This window comes from Nocardioides sp. TF02-7, from assembly GCF_022437945.1.
Classification (GTDB): Bacteria; Actinomycetota; Actinomycetes; order Propionibacteriales; family Nocardioidaceae; genus Nocardioides.
The window spans coordinates 77,022-91,929 of record NZ_CP092535.1; the positions used below are offsets into that span (position 1 = coordinate 77,022).

General features: G+C 73.4%; 12 protein-coding genes and 7 pseudogenes. 6 read left to right on the forward strand and 13 right to left on the reverse strand.

Annotated elements, in window-relative coordinates:
* Positions 1-10 precede the first annotated feature (10 nt).
* Positions 11-328, reverse strand: a complete 318-nt coding sequence (locus tag MF408_RS00390) for an antibiotic biosynthesis monooxygenase (RefSeq protein ID WP_240249826.1) — start codon at positions 326-328, stop codon at positions 11-13.
* 1,011 nt (positions 329-1,339) lie between these two features.
* On the opposite strand from MF408_RS00390, the pseudogene MF408_RS00395 reads away from it, so the two are divergent.
* Positions 1,340-1,834: pseudogene (locus MF408_RS00395) on the forward strand (metal ABC transporter ATP-binding protein); the annotation flags it as partial.
* A 316-nt stretch (positions 1,835-2,150) separates the two neighbouring features.
* On the forward strand, positions 2,151-3,155 hold the full coding sequence (locus MF408_RS00400; RefSeq protein ID WP_240249827.1) for a metal ABC transporter permease: 1,005 nt from the start codon (positions 2,151-2,153) through the stop codon (positions 3,153-3,155).
* Positions 3,156-3,318: 163 nt separating this feature from the next.
* Here the strand turns inward: MF408_RS00400 and MF408_RS00405 are convergent, their stop codons facing one another.
* From MF408_RS00405 to MF408_RS24655, 3 genes and pseudogenes are all read right to left on the reverse strand, one after another.
* Positions 3,319-3,771 (reverse strand): WYL domain-containing protein, encoded by a 453-nt coding sequence (locus tag MF408_RS00405; RefSeq protein ID WP_240251563.1) that lies wholly within the window; start codon positions 3,769-3,771, stop codon positions 3,319-3,321.
* Positions 3,753-4,178: pseudogene (locus MF408_RS26425) on the reverse strand (DNA-binding transcriptional regulator); the annotation flags it as partial. The pseudogene MF408_RS26425 and the gene MF408_RS00405, both read right to left, overlap by 19 nt.
* Positions 4,177-4,287 (reverse strand): annotated as a pseudogene (locus tag MF408_RS24655) (HTH domain-containing protein); the annotation flags it as partial. The pseudogenes MF408_RS26425 and MF408_RS24655, both read right to left, overlap by 2 nt.
* A gap of 97 nt (positions 4,288-4,384) precedes the next feature.
* On the opposite strand from MF408_RS24655, the gene MF408_RS00415 reads away from it, so the two are divergent.
* On the forward strand, positions 4,385-4,780 hold the full coding sequence (locus tag MF408_RS00415; RefSeq protein ID WP_240251564.1) for a RidA family protein: 396 nt from the start codon (positions 4,385-4,387) through the stop codon (positions 4,778-4,780).
* A 22-nt stretch (positions 4,781-4,802) separates the two neighbouring features.
* Here MF408_RS00415 and MF408_RS00420 read toward each other — a convergent pair whose 3' ends face one another.
* The 5 genes and pseudogenes from MF408_RS00420 to recO all read right to left on the reverse strand — a co-directional run bounded on the left by MF408_RS00420 (position 4,803) and on the right by recO (position 9,250).
* Positions 4,803-5,654, reverse strand: coding sequence for an ABC transporter permease (locus tag MF408_RS00420; RefSeq protein ID WP_240249828.1), 852 nt, complete (start codon positions 5,652-5,654; stop codon positions 4,803-4,805).
* Positions 5,651-6,625 carry an ABC transporter ATP-binding protein gene (locus tag MF408_RS00425; protein WP_240249829.1) on the reverse strand — a complete coding sequence of 325 codons (975 nt, stop codon included), beginning with the start codon at positions 6,623-6,625 and terminating at the stop codon, positions 5,651-5,653. The genes MF408_RS00420 and MF408_RS00425 overlap by 4 nt, the downstream gene beginning before the upstream one ends.
* A gap of 73 nt (positions 6,626-6,698) precedes the next feature.
* Positions 6,699-7,313, reverse strand: coding sequence for a neutral zinc metallopeptidase (locus MF408_RS00430; protein WP_240249830.1), 615 nt, complete (start codon positions 7,311-7,313; stop codon positions 6,699-6,701).
* Between the two features lie 316 nt (positions 7,314-7,629).
* Positions 7,630-8,308 (reverse strand): annotated as a pseudogene (locus MF408_RS00435) (isoprenyl transferase).
* A 199-nt stretch (positions 8,309-8,507) separates the two neighbouring features.
* Positions 8,508-9,250 (reverse strand): annotated as a pseudogene (gene recO, locus MF408_RS00440) (DNA repair protein RecO).
* Between the two features lie 104 nt (positions 9,251-9,354).
* On the opposite strand from recO, the gene MF408_RS00445 reads away from it, so the two are divergent.
* The gene (locus tag MF408_RS00445; RefSeq protein ID WP_240249831.1) at positions 9,355-10,092 is read left to right on the forward strand and encodes an ion transporter; all 738 of its coding nucleotides are present in this window, start codon (positions 9,355-9,357) and stop codon (positions 10,090-10,092) included.
* Positions 10,093-10,501: 409 nt separating this feature from the next.
* Here MF408_RS00445 and MF408_RS24660 read toward each other — a convergent pair whose 3' ends face one another.
* Positions 10,502-10,795: a hypothetical protein gene (locus MF408_RS24660; RefSeq protein WP_275693303.1), complete on the reverse strand. Its 294-nt coding sequence runs from the start codon at positions 10,793-10,795 to the stop codon at positions 10,502-10,504.
* 103 nt (positions 10,796-10,898) lie between these two features.
* On the opposite strand from MF408_RS24660, the pseudogene MF408_RS24665 reads away from it, so the two are divergent.
* A pseudogene (locus tag MF408_RS24665) lies at positions 10,899-11,600 on the forward strand (GntP family permease); the annotation flags it as partial.
* Positions 11,601-11,611: 11 nt separating this feature from the next.
* Positions 11,612-12,142, forward strand: coding sequence for a gluconokinase (locus MF408_RS00455; RefSeq protein WP_240249832.1), 531 nt, complete (start codon positions 11,612-11,614; stop codon positions 12,140-12,142).
* 19 nt (positions 12,143-12,161) lie between these two features.
* Here the strand turns inward: MF408_RS00455 and MF408_RS00460 are convergent, their stop codons facing one another.
* The 3 genes and pseudogenes from MF408_RS00460 to leuA form a co-directional block, all read right to left on the reverse strand.
* Positions 12,162-12,383 (reverse strand): hypothetical protein, encoded by a 222-nt coding sequence (locus MF408_RS00460; protein WP_240249833.1) that lies wholly within the window; start codon positions 12,381-12,383, stop codon positions 12,162-12,164.
* Positions 12,346-13,035 carry an alpha/beta fold hydrolase gene (locus MF408_RS00465; protein WP_240249834.1) on the reverse strand — a complete coding sequence of 230 codons (690 nt, stop codon included), beginning with the start codon at positions 13,033-13,035 and terminating at the stop codon, positions 12,346-12,348. Before MF408_RS00465 ends, MF408_RS00460 begins: the two co-directional genes overlap by 38 nt.
* A gap of 24 nt (positions 13,036-13,059) precedes the next feature.
* Positions 13,060-14,756, reverse strand: a pseudogene (leuA, locus tag MF408_RS00470) (2-isopropylmalate synthase).
* Positions 14,757-14,908 lie beyond the last annotated feature (152 nt).

A 14,908-nucleotide genomic window follows, 5' to 3' on the forward strand; every position in this document is an offset into this window, starting at 1 on the left:
TGCGAAGCGCCTAGGTTACGCGGGCCTCGTGGACGTTCAGCACGGTGTTCGGCTCGACCACCTCGTAGGCGCTGGGCTCGTCGAGGGCGCGGTTGAGGACGGGCACCGCCTCGAGCTTGACGTCGTACGCCGACAACGCGCGGCGGTAGGCGCCGACGCTGTCCCAGCGGGTGGTGAGCACCCACAGGTCGGGCTCGTCGAGGTTGCGGCCGACCCAGCCGTCGACGTACCCCGGCTTGGCCGCCAGCAGGGCGTGCGCGGCGGCGAGCTCGCCTCGGAACCGGTGTTCCTCGGCGGGGGTGACCCGGAAGCGGTTGACCACGAGCACGACCGGAGTCTCGCACGCCTCCCGGCGGCCCCGAGTGGACAGACCGGCTCGTCATGTTTGAGAATGATTCTCATGCGCTGGAACGTCGTCCCCGCCCTGGCCACCGTCACCCTGCTCGCGACCGGCTGCGCCGCGGCTTCGGCGGCGGCTCCGACGACGACGGGGTCACCGTCGCCGCGGCCTTCTACCCGCTCGCCTACGTGTCGGAGCGGGTCGCCGGCGAGCACGCCGACGTCGAGCTGCTCACTGCACCCGGCGGCGAGGCGCACGACCTCGAGCTCAGCGTGCAGCAGACCGGGGTGCTCGCCGACGCCGAGCTGGTCGTCTTCGAGACCGGGTTCCAGCCGGCGGTCGACGAGGCGGTCGAGCAGGTCGCCGAGGGCGACCACGTCGACGCGGCGGAGGTCGTCGACCTGCTCGCGACGGAGGAGTCCGAGGCCGAGCACGAGGAGCACGAGGAGCACGCGGAGGAGGAACACGACCACGACCACGGCGACGAGGACCCGCACTTCTGGCACGACCCGCTGCGGATGGCCGAGCTCGGCGACGCCGTGGCCGCCGCCCTGGCCGACGTCGACCCCGACCACGCCGCCGACTACGAGCGCGGCGCCGCCGACCTCCGCGCCGACCTGGAGGCGATCGACGCCGAGCTGACCGACGGCCTCGCCGACTGCGAGCGCGACACCGTCGTGGTGTCGCACGACGCGTTCGGCTACCTCGAGAAGTACGGCGTGCACCTGGCCCCCGATCGCCGGCCTCTCCCCCGACGCCGAGCCCTCGCCGGCGCACCTCGCCGAGCTGCAGGAGCTGATCCGCGACGAAGGGATCACCACCGTGTTCAGCGAGCGCCTGGCCTCGCCCGAGCTCAGCGAGACCCTCGCCAGCGACCTCGGGATCGAGGCCGGGGTGCTCGACCCGATCGAGGGCCTGACCGACGAGACCGACGGAGAGGACTACCTTTCCCTCATGCAGGCCAACCTGGACGCGCTCCCGCACCGCCAACGGCTGCCGATGACCGAGCCGGCCGTGTCGATCCGCGAGGGGTCGGTGGTCCTCGGGGGACGGCCGGTCCTGCGCAACATCGACCTCGCCGTCAGCGACGGCCAGTTCGTCGCACTGATGGGCGCCAACGGGTCGGGCAAGTCCACGCTCGTGCGCGCCCTCCTCGGCCTCCGGCCGCTCGCGACCGGCGAGGTCCGGCTCTTCGGCACCCCACTCGCCGACTACCGAGCCTGGCACCGCATCGGCTTCGTCCCGCAGCGGGCCAGCGCCGCCGCCGGCGTCCCCGCCTCCGTGTGGGAGCTCGTCGCCTCCGGCCGGCTCACCCGGCGCCGCCTGCTCCGCCCCCTCACCCGCGCCGACCGGGCGGCCATCGACGACGCCATCGAGGTCGTCGGCCTCACCTCCCGGCGTCGCGACCCCGTCGGCCACCTCTCCGGGGGCCAGCAGCAGCGCGCCCTCATCGCCCGGGCCCTCGCCGGCGAGCCGGAGCTGTTCTTCCTCGACGAGCCCACCGCCGGCGTCGACTTCCCCAACCAGCAAGCCCTCGCCGACGCCCTCGCCGCGCTCAAGCAGCGCGGCTCCACGGTCGTGCTCGTCGCCCACGAGCTCGGGCCGCTCGCCCGGCTCGTCGACCGGGCGGTGCTCATGCGCGACGGCCGGACGGCGTACGACGGGCCGCCGCTCGGCGACCACGACGTGCACCTCCCGTGGTTCGCCGAGCCCCACACGCACCACCACCACCCCGGCACCGAGCAACGACACCGCCCCGAGCACGCCCCTCAGGTGAGCGCCCCCTCGACCCACCCGCAGGAGACGCACGGTGAGCCCGATCGAGCTGCTCGGCACCGACTTCATGCAGCGCGCCCTCATCGCCGCGCTGCTCACCGGGCTCGCCGCCCCCGCCGTCGGCACCTTCCTCGTGCAACGCCGGCTCTCCCTGATGGGCGACGGCATCGGCCACGTCGCCGTCACCGGCGTCGCCATCGGACTCCTCACCGGCACCTCCCCCACCTGGACCGCCGTGGTCGTCGCCGTCGTCGGCGCCGTGCTGATCGAAGTCATCCGCGAACGCGGCCAGTCCAGCGGCGACGTCGCGCTCGCCCTGCTCTTCTACGGCGGACTCGCCGGCGGCATCCTCATCAGCGGCCTCGGCGGCCAGAGCACCGCCACCCTCTCCCGCTTCCTCTTCGGGTCCATCACCAGCATCTCCGAGGAAGACGTCCTCATCACCCTCCTGCTCGCCGCCGTCGTCGTGCTGCTCTGCGTCGGCCTGTCACCCCAGCTCTTCGCCGTCGCCCAAGACCCCGAGTTCGCCCGCGTCACCGGCCTCAAGGTGCGCGCCTACAACCTCATGGTCGCCGTCCTCGCCGCCGTCAGCGTCACCGTCGCCATGCGCACCGTCGGGCTCCTGCTCGTCTCCGCACTCATGGTCGTGCCCGTCGCCACCGCCCAGCAGGTCACCCGCACCTTCCGCTCCACCCTCACCGGCGCCATGGCACTCGGCGCCCTCGCCTCCGTCGGCGGCCTCCTCCTCACCGCCTTCGCACCCGCCGACGCGCCCGTCGCCCCCGGCGCCACCATCGTCCTCGTCGCCCTCGCCGGCTTCGCCCTCGCCTGGCCCCTCGGCGTCTGGACCCGCCGCCGCGCCCGCCTCCGCGAACCCTTCCCCGGCGGCCTCCCCCGCCGACCACGAACCCGCATCCGACCACCCCCACGAGCACGGCCCCCGCTGCGGCCACCTCGCCGTCCCCCACGAGGACCACTCGACTACGTCCACGACGGCCACCGCCACGCCCCCCACGGCGAGCACTACGACGAGCACTAGATTGGATTGCGCTCGCTTCGCTCGCGCGGTGTCGGGGCGCCTTTAGCGCGTTGTCTTCCTCCGCTCCGGTCGCTCGTTCCTCGCTCCCTCCGCTCCGTCCAGACAACGCGGGCGCCCCGACCTTCGGGATGACGCGGTGCGGCAGCAGCTCGAACCGGCAGGGTCATTCCACGTGGCGTTCGGCGATGGCTGCCGCGCGGTCGCGCACGGCGTGGCGCAGCCACTCCGGTGACAGGACCTCGGCGCCCGAGGCTGCCTGCCACACCGCCCACTCGGCGTGGCGGCGGTCCTGGAAGGTGAGGTCGAGGCGTAGGCGGCCGTCGGGCTCGGGGGCCTCGGTGACGACCGCCAGGGCCGTGGCCAGCAGGTCGTCGCGGCGCGCAGGGTCGAGGCGCAGCGACACGACGACCTGCTTCCCGCCGGTGCGGAACCGGTGGCTGCGCTCCTGCCAGGCCCGGCCCAGGTCGACCTCCTCCGCGCGCTGCGCGGCCTCGGCGAGCTCCTCGGCGGCGAGGATCCGCGACAACCGGTAGGTGCGCTCCTCCCCGACCTCGTCGCCAGCAGGTAGCCCTGCCCGCGCACGGTGACCAGGCCCACCGGGTCCACCGTGCGCCACTCCGCCCGCTGTCCCGCCGCCTCGTAGCGGATCCGCAGCCGGTGGCCGGCAACGACCGCCCGCCGGACCTCCGCCACCACGGCGTCCGGCACCTCCTCGGCGGTTGCCACCCGCCGCGCGAGGAGGTCGGTCTCCGGGTCGACCAGCAACCGCTGCGCCGCGCCGGCCGCCGCCTCGCGGTGACCCGCCGGCAGCGCGTCGGCCACCTTCAGCAGGGCCGACGCGAGCGGGGCGCCGAGGCCGAACGCCGCGGCCCCGCGCCGCGCTCCCGCGACCAGCAGGGCGAGCGCCTCCTCGTGGGTGAGGCCGGTGAGCTCGGTGCGGAACCCGGGCAGCAGCGCGAACCCGCCGTGCCGCCCGCGCTCGGCGTAGACCGGGACGCCGGCCGACGACAGCGTCGACGTCACGCAGGACGGTGCGGGTCGACACCTCCAGCTCGCGGGCCAGCGTCGCCGCCGACAACCGGCCGCGCTGGCGCAGCAGCAGCACCAACGAGACCAGCCGGTCGGCACGCATGCGAGAAACCTAGGCCAGATACCCGACAGGGGATGTCGTGATTGATCGGCAGGCTGCCGCTCGCACTGTTGGACCGACGAGAGGAACGAACGTGACGATGGAGCGAACGGCGGTCGACCCGTGGCCGTGGTCGATGCAGCTGGGCTACCACCAGGGAGAGGTCGTGTCCGGGCACGCGCGGACGCTGTACTGCGCCGGGCAGACCGCGACCGACGGAACCGGGGCCCCGCAGCACGCCGGGGACATAGAGGCGCAGCTGGCGCTGAGCCTCGACAACCTGGAGGCGGTCCTCGCCGCCGCCGGCATGGGCCTCGCGAACCTGGTCCGGCTCGGCGTCTACACCACCGACGTCGACCTGCTGCTGCAGCACTACGGCGTGCTGGCGGGCCGGCTCGGCGCCGCGGGCGTGGCGCCGCCGACGACGATGCTCGGGGTCACCCGGCTGGCGCTGCCGCCGCTGATGGTCGAGCTGGAGGGGACGGCCGTCGGCTGACCGCTCCGGGGTCGCCCGCCCGCTACCGCACCCACTGCGCGGCGGCGTCGCGGGCGGCCTCGACGGCCGAGCCGGTCTGGCGGCGAGCCATCCGACGGAGCAGGCGCGGGGTGAGGAGGGCGCCGACGACGGCCCAGACGCCGAGCACCGCCGCCGTCTCCCAGGTGCGCCAGTCGCCGCCGACCTCGACCGACGCCGCGGAGTCGGGGAGGAACGCCGAGCGCATGCCGAGGCCCAGCCAGTACAGCGGGAAGACCTGCACCACGACCTCGACCCAGTCCCAGAGCCGCTGCAGGGGGTAGAAGATCCCCGAGGTGCCGGCGAGCACGGCGACCGGCAGCATGCCCCAGGTGCCGACCTTCTGGCTGTTGGGCACCAGCGCACCGATCGCCATCCCGATCGGCATCGTGGCGAGGGTGCCGAGAACGAGCACCCACATCACCGTGAACCACCCGGACGCGTCGGCCATCAGGTCGTCGAACAGCAGGAAGCTCGGCACGAGGATCACGACCATCTGCGGCACCAGCGACAGCGTCTGGAACACCAGCTGCCCCGCGAAGTAGCCCTTCAGGCCGTGCGGCACCGCCTTGTGGCGGAGCAGCGTCCCGTCCTCCTTCTCCATGGCGAGGCTGTACGCCGGCCCGATGACGAAGCCGAACGCCACCAGCAGGCCGAGGATGCTGGGCAGTGCCACCGACGGCAGCAGCAGGTCGGTGCCCTCGACCTCGGTGTTGCGGCGGAGGAACAGGTAGCCGAGCGTGATGAGCGCCGTGAACAGGTAGAACCCCTGGTCCTGGGTGCTCCGGACGCTCTGCCAGAACTCCCGCAGCCCGCGCCGGACCCCGATGCCGACGGCGTACCTGGCCGGGTTCATGCCGACACCCCCGGCGACGGAGCGGATGGGGCGGACGGAGCAGACGGGGCAGACGCCTCGGAGAACAGCCGGGCCGCCGCGTCGCCGTGACCGGCCTCGTGCTGGAGGACGAGACCGAGGTAGGCGTCCTCCAGGCTCGACCGGCGGACCTCGAGGTCGGTGACCTCGTCGCCGTGCTCGGCGAGCAGCGTGCGGACGAACGCCGTCCCGTCGGGCACCCGCTCGGTGAACGCCTGCCCACCGCGGCGCCACCGCACGACCGTCTCCCCCGCGACCTGCCGGGCCAGCCCGTCGACGGTGTCGTCGGCGACGATCCGGCCGCCGGCCAGCACGAGCACGCGGGTCGCGAGCCGCTCGGCCTCGTCGAGGTCGTGGGTGGTGAGCAGGATCGTGGTGCGGTCGACCCGCGAGAGCCGGCGGATCAGGTCGTGGAACTCCCGCCGGGCCTGCGGGTCGAAACCCGCCGTCGGCTCGTCGAGGAAGAGCAGGTCGGGCCGGCCGACGATCCCGATCGCCACGTCGAGGCGCCGGCGCTGGCCGCCGGACAGCGTCGTGAGCTTCTGGTCGGCCAGTCCACCGAGGCCGACCGTCTCGAGCAGGTCCTCCACGTCGTGCGGACGCGGGCGGTCCGGTGTCGAGTAGGGCCGGTAGTACTCGCCCAGCTGGGTGAGCAGCCGGCGCGCCGTCCACCGCGGGTGGTCGCGCCACGACTGCAGCACGACGCCGGTGCGGGCGCGCCAGTCCTCGGTGGCCGCGGCCGGGTCCTGCCCGAGCACCTCCACCTCGCCCGCCGACCGGATCCGGAAGCCCTCGAGGATCTCGATCGTGGTCGTCTTGCCGGCGCCGTTGGGGCCGAGGAGGCACACGACCTCACCGGCGTGGATGTCGAGGTCGACGCCGGTGAGCACGTCCTTGTCGCCGTAGCGCATCCGCAGGTCGCGGACGCGCACCACGGACTCGGTCACGAGCACCGACGCTAGGTCCGTGGCTCGACCGCCGACAACCTACTTTGGTCGGTCATCGGTTCACCCCGGGACCGACGGCTCAGCCGTTCCTGTCCCTCACGGCCTCGGGCAGGCACTCGGCGACGCCGCCGGTCCGGCCGTCGTTGAACGCGTCGATGCGCTCGAACGAGTCGCCGTGGTCGCCGCTCATGCCCCACGGCACCTCGTCGGCGATCAGGTTGAGGCCGTCGACGATCTCCTTCTCGTCGCCCGCCTCGAACTCGAGGTTGCCGTCGGCGGCCGCGCCGTAGAGGGTGGCGCCGGCGAGGCAGTCGGCCTGCAGCTCGTACTGCTCGGAGTGCAAGTCCATCGACAGCCGCGCCTGCACCGCGTGGCCCCACTCGTGGGCGACGATCAGGTAGGGCCAGGCGTCGCCGATCTCGTAGCCGAGCTCGATCAGCGTCTGGTCCCAGGCGACGTAGTCGCCGTCGGGGCAGTAGAACGCGTTGCCCGGCGGCAGCACCTCGTCGAAGCAGGTGGGTGCGCTGGCCTCGTCGTAGCCGTCGTAGAGGCCCACGACGTTCGGCGGGGCGTAGGAGCCGGTGAAGAACTCGGTCCAGTGGTCGGTCCAGTACCGGTCGGTCACGGCGACCGCGCTGTCGAGGTCCTCGGCGAGCTCCTCGGGGTCGACGGCGCCGGTCGGCTCGATGGTCATCGACGCGTCCGGGTCGGCCGGCGTCGTCGACGGCTCGGCCGGCGTGGTCGGGTCGGTGGGCGACGGCGTGATCGTGGTGAAGACCGTCTCGACGTCCTCGGCCGCGGCCTCGCCGTCCCCGCCGCAGGCGCTGAGCGAGAGGACGAGCAGGACGGCCGTGCCGATGCCGGCGGCCCGGGCGTGGGGGAGACGTCATGGCCGGAGCGTAGGGCGCCCGGCGGGCGGCCATGCCCGGAACGCCGCACAATGCCACCCGGGGACGCAACGCGTTCATCCTTCGGACGGACCGGATGGGCAGACGGACGGACGGGACGGGTCAGGTCGGCTCGGCGCCGCCGTAGCGGCGGTCGCGATGGGCGTAGAGCTCCACGGCCTGCCACAGGTGGCGCCGGTCGACGTCGGGCCACAGCACATCGGTGAAGACGAGCTCGGCGTACGCCGCCTGCCACAGCATGAAGTTCGACAGCCGCTGCTCCCCCGACGTCCGCCAGACCAGGTCGGCGTCCGCGACCTCGGGCACGTAGAGGTGCTTGGCGAAGGTGCGCTCGTCGACGCGCTCCGGGTCGAGGCGGCCCGCCGCGACCTCGCGGGCGATCGACCGCGCGGTGTCGGCGAGCTCCGCCCGCCCGCCGTAGTTGACGCACATCGTCAGCGTGAGCACGTCGTTGTCGCGGGTCAGCTCCTCGGCGACCTGGAGCTCCTTGATGACCGACTTCCACAGGCGCGGGGCCCGGCCGGCCCAGCGGACCCGCACGCCCAGCTCGTGCATCTCGTCGCGGCGCCGCCGGATCACGTCGCGGTTGAAGCCCATGAGGAACCGGACCTCCTCCGGCGACCGGCTCCAGTTCTCCGTGGAGAACGCGTAGGCCGAGATCGCCTTCACCCCGATCTCGATCGCACCCTCGACGACGTCGAACAGCGAGTGCTCGCCCTGCTCGTGCCCCCCGGGTCCGCGGCAGCCCGCGCTGCTGGGCCCACCGGCCGTTGCCGTCCATCACCACCGCGACGTGACGCGGCACCAGCTCCGGCGGGACCGCAGGCGGCCGGGCCCCCGACGGGTGCGGCGTCGGCGGCCGGGGCTCGGTCCGGCGGCCGTCGGAGCGGCCGTCGGAGCGGCGGGCGGCGCGGCGGGAGGCGCGGGTCACGGGCTGCAGCGTAGGGCAGGGCTGGCGGCGGTCACCGGGGCCACGGGCATCACCGCTCGACGTAGGCCAGGGAGCGGAGGCCGCGCTCGAGCTGCCACTGCACGAACGCGGCGACCAGGCCGCTGGCCTCGCGCTCGTGGCGCGGCTCGGCCGCCTCGACGACCGGCCAGTCCCCGGCCAGCAGGCCGCCCAGCAGCACCAGGGTCTCCGGCGCCGGGCTGGCCGAGCCCGGGATCCGGCAGGTGGCGCAGAGCACGCCACCCATGCCGGGGTTGAACCAGCGGTGCCGCCCGGCGTTCTCCGTCGGCGGCCGGCCGCAGTGGGCGCAGTCGGCGAACGACGGCGCGTAGCCGGCGACGGCCAGCGACCTGAGCAGGTAGGAGTCGAGCACGTGGCCGGGCCGGCGCTCGCCCGACGCCATCGCCCGCAGCGCGCCCTGCAGCAGCAGGAACTGCTGGACCGCCGGCTCCCGCTCCTCGACGACCAGCCGCTCCGCGGTCTCGAGCATCGCGGTGCCGGCGGTGTAGCGGTCGTAGTCGGCGCCGATCGCGGCGGCGTAGGCCCCCGGGTCTCGGCCTGGGTGATCACGTCGAGCGAGCGGCCCTCGGCCAGCTGGAGGTCGACGTGGGTGAACGGCTCGAGCCGCGACCCCCAGCGCGAGGTGGTGCGGCGCACGCCCTTGGCCACCGCACGGATCCGCCCGTGCTGGCGGGTGAGCAAGGTGATGATGCGGTCGGCCTCCCCCAGCTTGTGGGTGCGGAGGACGATCGCCTCGTCACGGAAGAGCGGCACCCACCTATTGTGCGCTCATGAGCGACACAACGGCCGCCGCCACCCCGGCCGGGCGGCGCGGGACCGGCCCGGCCCCCCGGCCCGGCCGGCCCACGACGCCGCCGGTGACCGCCGTGGACTGGCTGATGCTGCTGCTGGCCGTCGTCTCCGTGGCGCTGCTGGTGTGGATCACCTTCTGGGACGTCGACCCGGAGTGGGAGCGCCGGGTCGTGGTCGCCGACTACGTCGTCTGCGGCGTCTTCGCGGTGGAGTTCGCGGCGCGCTGGCGCCGGTCCGGCCTGGGCTGGCGGTTCCCGCGCAGGTACTGGTACGAGGTGGTCGGGATGGTCCCGCTGTCGGACCCGGCCTTCCGCAGCTTCCGCCTGATCCGGATCGTGGTGATCGCCGTCCGGCTGGGACGGGCGGCCGACCGGGCCTACGGCGACCGCGCCACGGCGTACGTCGTGGGACGGTTCGCCGACACGATCGTCGACATCATCCGGCGGCCGGTGACCGTGGCGGTGCTCGACGAGGTGATCGCGGTCGTCCAGACCGGAAACTACGCCGAGCACGTCGCCGCCGCGATCGAGCAGAACCGCGCCGAGCTCGACGCGATGATCGTCGAGCTGATCCGCGAGGACCGGACGACAGGGCGGCTGCGGTTCGTCCCGTTCCACGACGACGTCGTGCGGCTGGTGAGCGACACCGTGTTCCGGATCCTGCACGAGGGGCTGGCCGACCCGCGGGTGCACGAGCTGATCTCCGACGCGATCCGCGAGTCCGCGGTCCAGCTGCGCGCGAACGTCCGCGAACGGCTGCACGAGGAGGTCAGGAACGAGCCGGGCAAGGTCGGCGTGCGATAGCCCCGCCGTCCTCCCCGCCACGCGGAGGGCTTCACCGGAGCGGTTCGGGGGTACCGCTTCTCCATGGAACCGATCTCACCCGCCTACGGCTCGGCCGGGCTGCTGCTCGTCGCGGCCGGTGCCGTCGCCCTGCTGCTCGCGCTGATCATGGTGCTGCGGCTGCACGCCATGATCGCGCTCGTCCTCGTGAGCGTGGTGACCGCGGTCGCGGCAGGCATCCCCGATCGGCGACGTCCCGGACGCGCTGTTCGCGGGGTTCAGCGAGACCCTCGGCGAGGTCGCCCTGCTGGTCGGGTTCGGCGTGATGCTGGGGCGGCTGCTGGAGCACACCGGTGGCGCCCAGGTGCTGGCCGACACCCTGATCTCCCGGTTCGGCGAGAAGCGCGCGCCGTTCGCGCTCGGCGTCGCATCACTGCTGTTCGGCTTCCCGATCTTCTTCGACGCGGGGCTCGTGGTCTTCCTCCCGATCATCTTCACCGTCGCCCGCAGGTTCGGCGGCTCCCTGCTGCTCTACGCCTTCCCGGCCGCAGGCGCGTTCGCCGCCATGCACGCCCTCGTCCCGCCCCACCCCGGTCCGGTCGCCGCGGCCGTCAGCCTCGACGGCGACGTCGGCGTCGTGCTCCTCGTCGGCGTGCCGACCGCGATCGTCGCCTGGTACGCCGGCTGCTACCTGTTCTCCCAGCTGATCGGACGACGCGTGCACGTCGACGTCCCGACCGTGCTCTTCGGCGAGGAGAACGGCGGCCGCGACGGGGCCGAGGGCAGCGCCGACGAGCGGGCCGAGGGCGGGGGAGCGTCGCGGACCGAGCCGCCCGCCGCGGTTCGGCACCGTCCTCCTGCTCCTGCTGCTGCCGATGGTGCTGATCTCCGGCAACACCCTGGTGACCACGCTCATCGAGGCCGGCTCGCTCGACCAGAGCACCTTCACCGACGTGCTGGTCCTCCTCGGCAACACCCCGGTGGCGCTGCTGATCACGCTCCTGGCCGCGATCGCCGTCCTCGGCCGCCGGGAGGGCTCGTTCGCCGACACCATGGACGTGCTCGACTCCGCGCTCGGCCCGATCTGCTCGATCATCCTGATCACCGGTGCCGGCGGCATGTTCGGCGGCGTGCTCTACATCAGCGGCATCGGCGAGGCGCTCACCACCTCGCTGGCGGACCTCGGCATGCCGGTGCTGCTGCAGGCGTTCCTCATCGCGACCGCGCTCCGGGTGGCGCAGGGCTCGGCGACCGTGGCGCTCACCACGGCCGCGGGCGTGATCGCCGCCCCGGTGCAGAGCGAGGGCTACGGCGACTTCCGGATCGCGCTGCTCGTCGTCGCGATCGCCGCCGGCGCCACCGTGCTCTCCCACGTCAACGACTCCGGCTTCTGGCTGGTCAGCCGGTTCTTCGAGATGGACCTGAAGCAGACGCTGCGCACCTGGACGGTGATGGAGACGACGATCGGCCTGAGCGCGTTCGCGGTCGCCGCGGTGCTGTGGGGCGTCGCGTCGGCGGTCGGGGCGTAGGGTCACGCCCCGTGACCGATGCGACCCACCTGCACGTCGTCGTCATGGGCGTCTCCGGGACCGGCAAGACGACGGTCGCCGAGACCCTCGTCGCCGAGCTCGACCTGGTGTTCACCGAGGGCGACGACCACCACCCCCGGGCCAACGTCGAGAAGATGCGCTCGGGTGCGCCGCTCGACGACGAGGACCGCGCCCCGTGGCTCGCGGCGCTCGCCCGGTGGACGGCGGAGCAGCACGCCGCCGGGCACGACACCGCGCTGACCTGCTCCGCGCTGCGCCGGCGCTACCGCGACGTGCTGCGCGGCGGCGTGCCGGAGCCGACGTACTTCGTCCACCTGCTCGGCTCGAAGGACGTGCTGGCCGAGCGGATGGCGGCGCGCGAGCACTTCATGCCGCCGTCACTGCTCGACTCGCAGTTCGCCACCCTCGAGCAGCTCGAGCCCGACGAGGACGGCGTGGTGGTCGATGTCGACCGGCCGCTCGACGCCGTCGTCCGCGACGCCCTGGCCGCGGTCCGCGACCGCGCCTCGCGCCTGGGCTGAACGGGCTGGGCTGAACCGCTCAGGACGCTCCCGTCCTGCGCGCCCGGCGGGCCGGTCGCCAGCAGTCGAGCACGAACCGCGTGGCCTCGAGGTCGAGCCGCTCCGGGCGCCGCCGCCACTCGAGGATCCCCCGAGACCGCACGAACCGCGCGTCGGGGAGCTGGTCGGCGAGCAGCGCGGCGTCGGCCGCCGGGTGCAGCGGGTCACGGCCGTGGCCGACCACCAGCGCCGGCACGGTCATCCGCCGCCGCTCGGGCACCGACGGCGCCGTGCGGCCGAAGAACACCCCGTGGACGTAGGCCGCCATCGGCCCCCGGGCGCTGGTCCAGGGTGTCGAGCCCGACGCCGACCCACCCCGGCACGGCACGACGGGGCACCCGCCGGGTGACCTGCCGCACGCCGGAGACCGCGAACGGCACGAAGCGGGCGGTCAGCAGCAGCGGCGCGAACGCGACCACCGCGGCCTCCAGCGCGTTGTCGAGCACCGGCATCTCCACGAGCAGCCCGCGCACCCGCTCGGGGGCGATCGCCGCGACCTCCAGCGCCACGTTGCCGCCGAGCGACGTGCCGCCGACCACCGCCTGCGGCGCACCGAGGTGGTCGAGCAGCGCCACGACCTGCTCGGCGAACGAGGTCACCGAGTAGACCAGCGGGTCCTCCGGCTTGTCCGACCGGCCGTGCCCGAGCAGGTCGAGGGTGACGACGTGGGCGCCGACGGACGCGAGCGACCGCGCCAGCCCGTCGTGCATCCGCCGCGGCACCAGCGGACCCGGCAGCAGCACGACCCACGCGTCGCCGGCGCCGTACTCGGTGAACTCCAGCCGGTCGCGACCGCGGTCGGACTCGAGGAAGAGCTGCCCGACCCGCTCGGACACCAGGACGCGTTCGCTCACCCCGCCAGTGTGGCAGGCGGCCGCCTACACCCCGGGGATCGTCGTGGCCTGCGCGCGGTTGGCCGCGCAGACGACCGCCCGGAGCGACGCGGTGACGATGTTGTGGTGGATCCCGATGCCCCACACGATCTCGCCGGCGACCTCGCACTCGACGTACGCCGCCGCGACCGCGTCGCCGCCCGCGGAGAGCGCGTGCTCGGCGTAGTCGAGCACCCGGATGTCGGCACCGGCGCGCCGCATGCCGTCGACGAAGGCCGCCACCGGTCCGTTGCCCTGGCCGCTGAACGTCTGCTCCTCGCCCCGCACGACGAGCCGGACCTCCTGCTGGTCGTCGCCGTCCTCGTCGGTGGTGGAGGTGAAGCTGACGAGCGAGTAGGGCTCCTCGCGGTCGAGGTACTCGCGGCGGAAGATCGCCCAGATGTCGTCGGGCGTGACCTCGCCACCCTGGGCGTCGGTGTGCTGCTGGATCACCCGGCTGAACTCGATCTGCGCGCGCCGCGGCAGGTCGAGGTTGTGCTCGGCCTTCAGCACGTAGGCGACGCCGCCCCTTGCCGGACTGGCTGTTGACCCGGATCACGGCCTCGTAGGTGCGTCCGACGTCGCGAGGGTCGATCGGCAGGTAGGGCGCCTCCCAGGGCAGCTCGTCGACCGGCTTGCCGGCCTCGGCCGCCTGCCGCTCGAGGTCCTCCAGGCCCTTCTTGATGGCGTCCTGGTGGGAGCCGGAGAAGGCGGTGTAGACCAGGTCGCCCGCGTAGGGGGTGGCGCGGGTGGACCGGCAGCTGGGTGCAGTACTCCACCGTGCGACGGATCTCGTCGATGTCGGCGAAGCTGATCATCGGGTCGATGCCCTGGCTGAACAGGTTCATGCCCAGGGTGACCAGGTCGACGTTGCCGGTGCGCTCGCCGTGGCCGAACAGGCAGCCCTCGACCCGGTCGGCACCGGCCATCAGCGCCAGCTCGGTCGCCGCGACCGCCGTGCCCCGGTCGTTGTGGGGATGGAGGCTGATCGCGCTGACGTCGCGGCGGGTCAGGCCGCGGGAGAAGTACTCGATCTGGTCGGCGTAGGTGTTGGGCGTCGACATCTCGACGGTCGCCGGCAGGTTGAGGATGATCTCCCGCCCCTCCTCCGGCTGCCACACGTCCGACACCCGCTCGCACACCTCGAGCGCGAAGTCGGTGGGGGTCTGGGTGAAGATCTCCGGGCTGTACTGGTAGCCGAAGTCGGTGCCCGGCAGCAGCTGCTCGGCGTACTTCACCACCCACTCGGTGCCGCGCGTCGCGATCGCGATGCACTCGGCCTCGGTCACACCGAACACCACCCGCTGGAACAGCGGGGCGGTGGCGTTGTAGAGGTGGACGGTCGCCTTGTCGGCGCCGACGAGCGACTCCACGGTGCGGGCGATCAGGTCCTCGCGGGCCTGGGTCAGCACCGAGACCCGTACGTCGTCCGGGATCCGGTCCTGCTCGATGAGCTGCCGGACGAAGTCGAAGTCGGTCTGGCTGGCCGCCGGGAACCCGATCTCGATCTCCTTGTAGCCCATCCGGACCAGGAGCTCGAACATCTTCGTCTTGCGGCTCGGCGTCATCGGGTCGATGAGCGCCTGGTTGCCGTCACGCAGGTCGGTCGACAGCCACCGCGGCGCCTTCGTGATCGTGCGGTCGGGCCAGGTGCGGTCGGGCACCGTGACCGGCTGGAACGCCGTGTAGCGGTGGAACGGCATGCCGCTGGGCTGCTGGCTGGGAATCGTGGTCATGTGGGTCCGGTCCTCGGAAGTCGTCTCTGTGCGCTCTGGTCGAGCGGGGCCGGTCGCGCAGGGAGAACTCCGCAGCGAGGGGGTCCGGCCCGGAGGCGATCAGACCTCGCTGCGGCAAC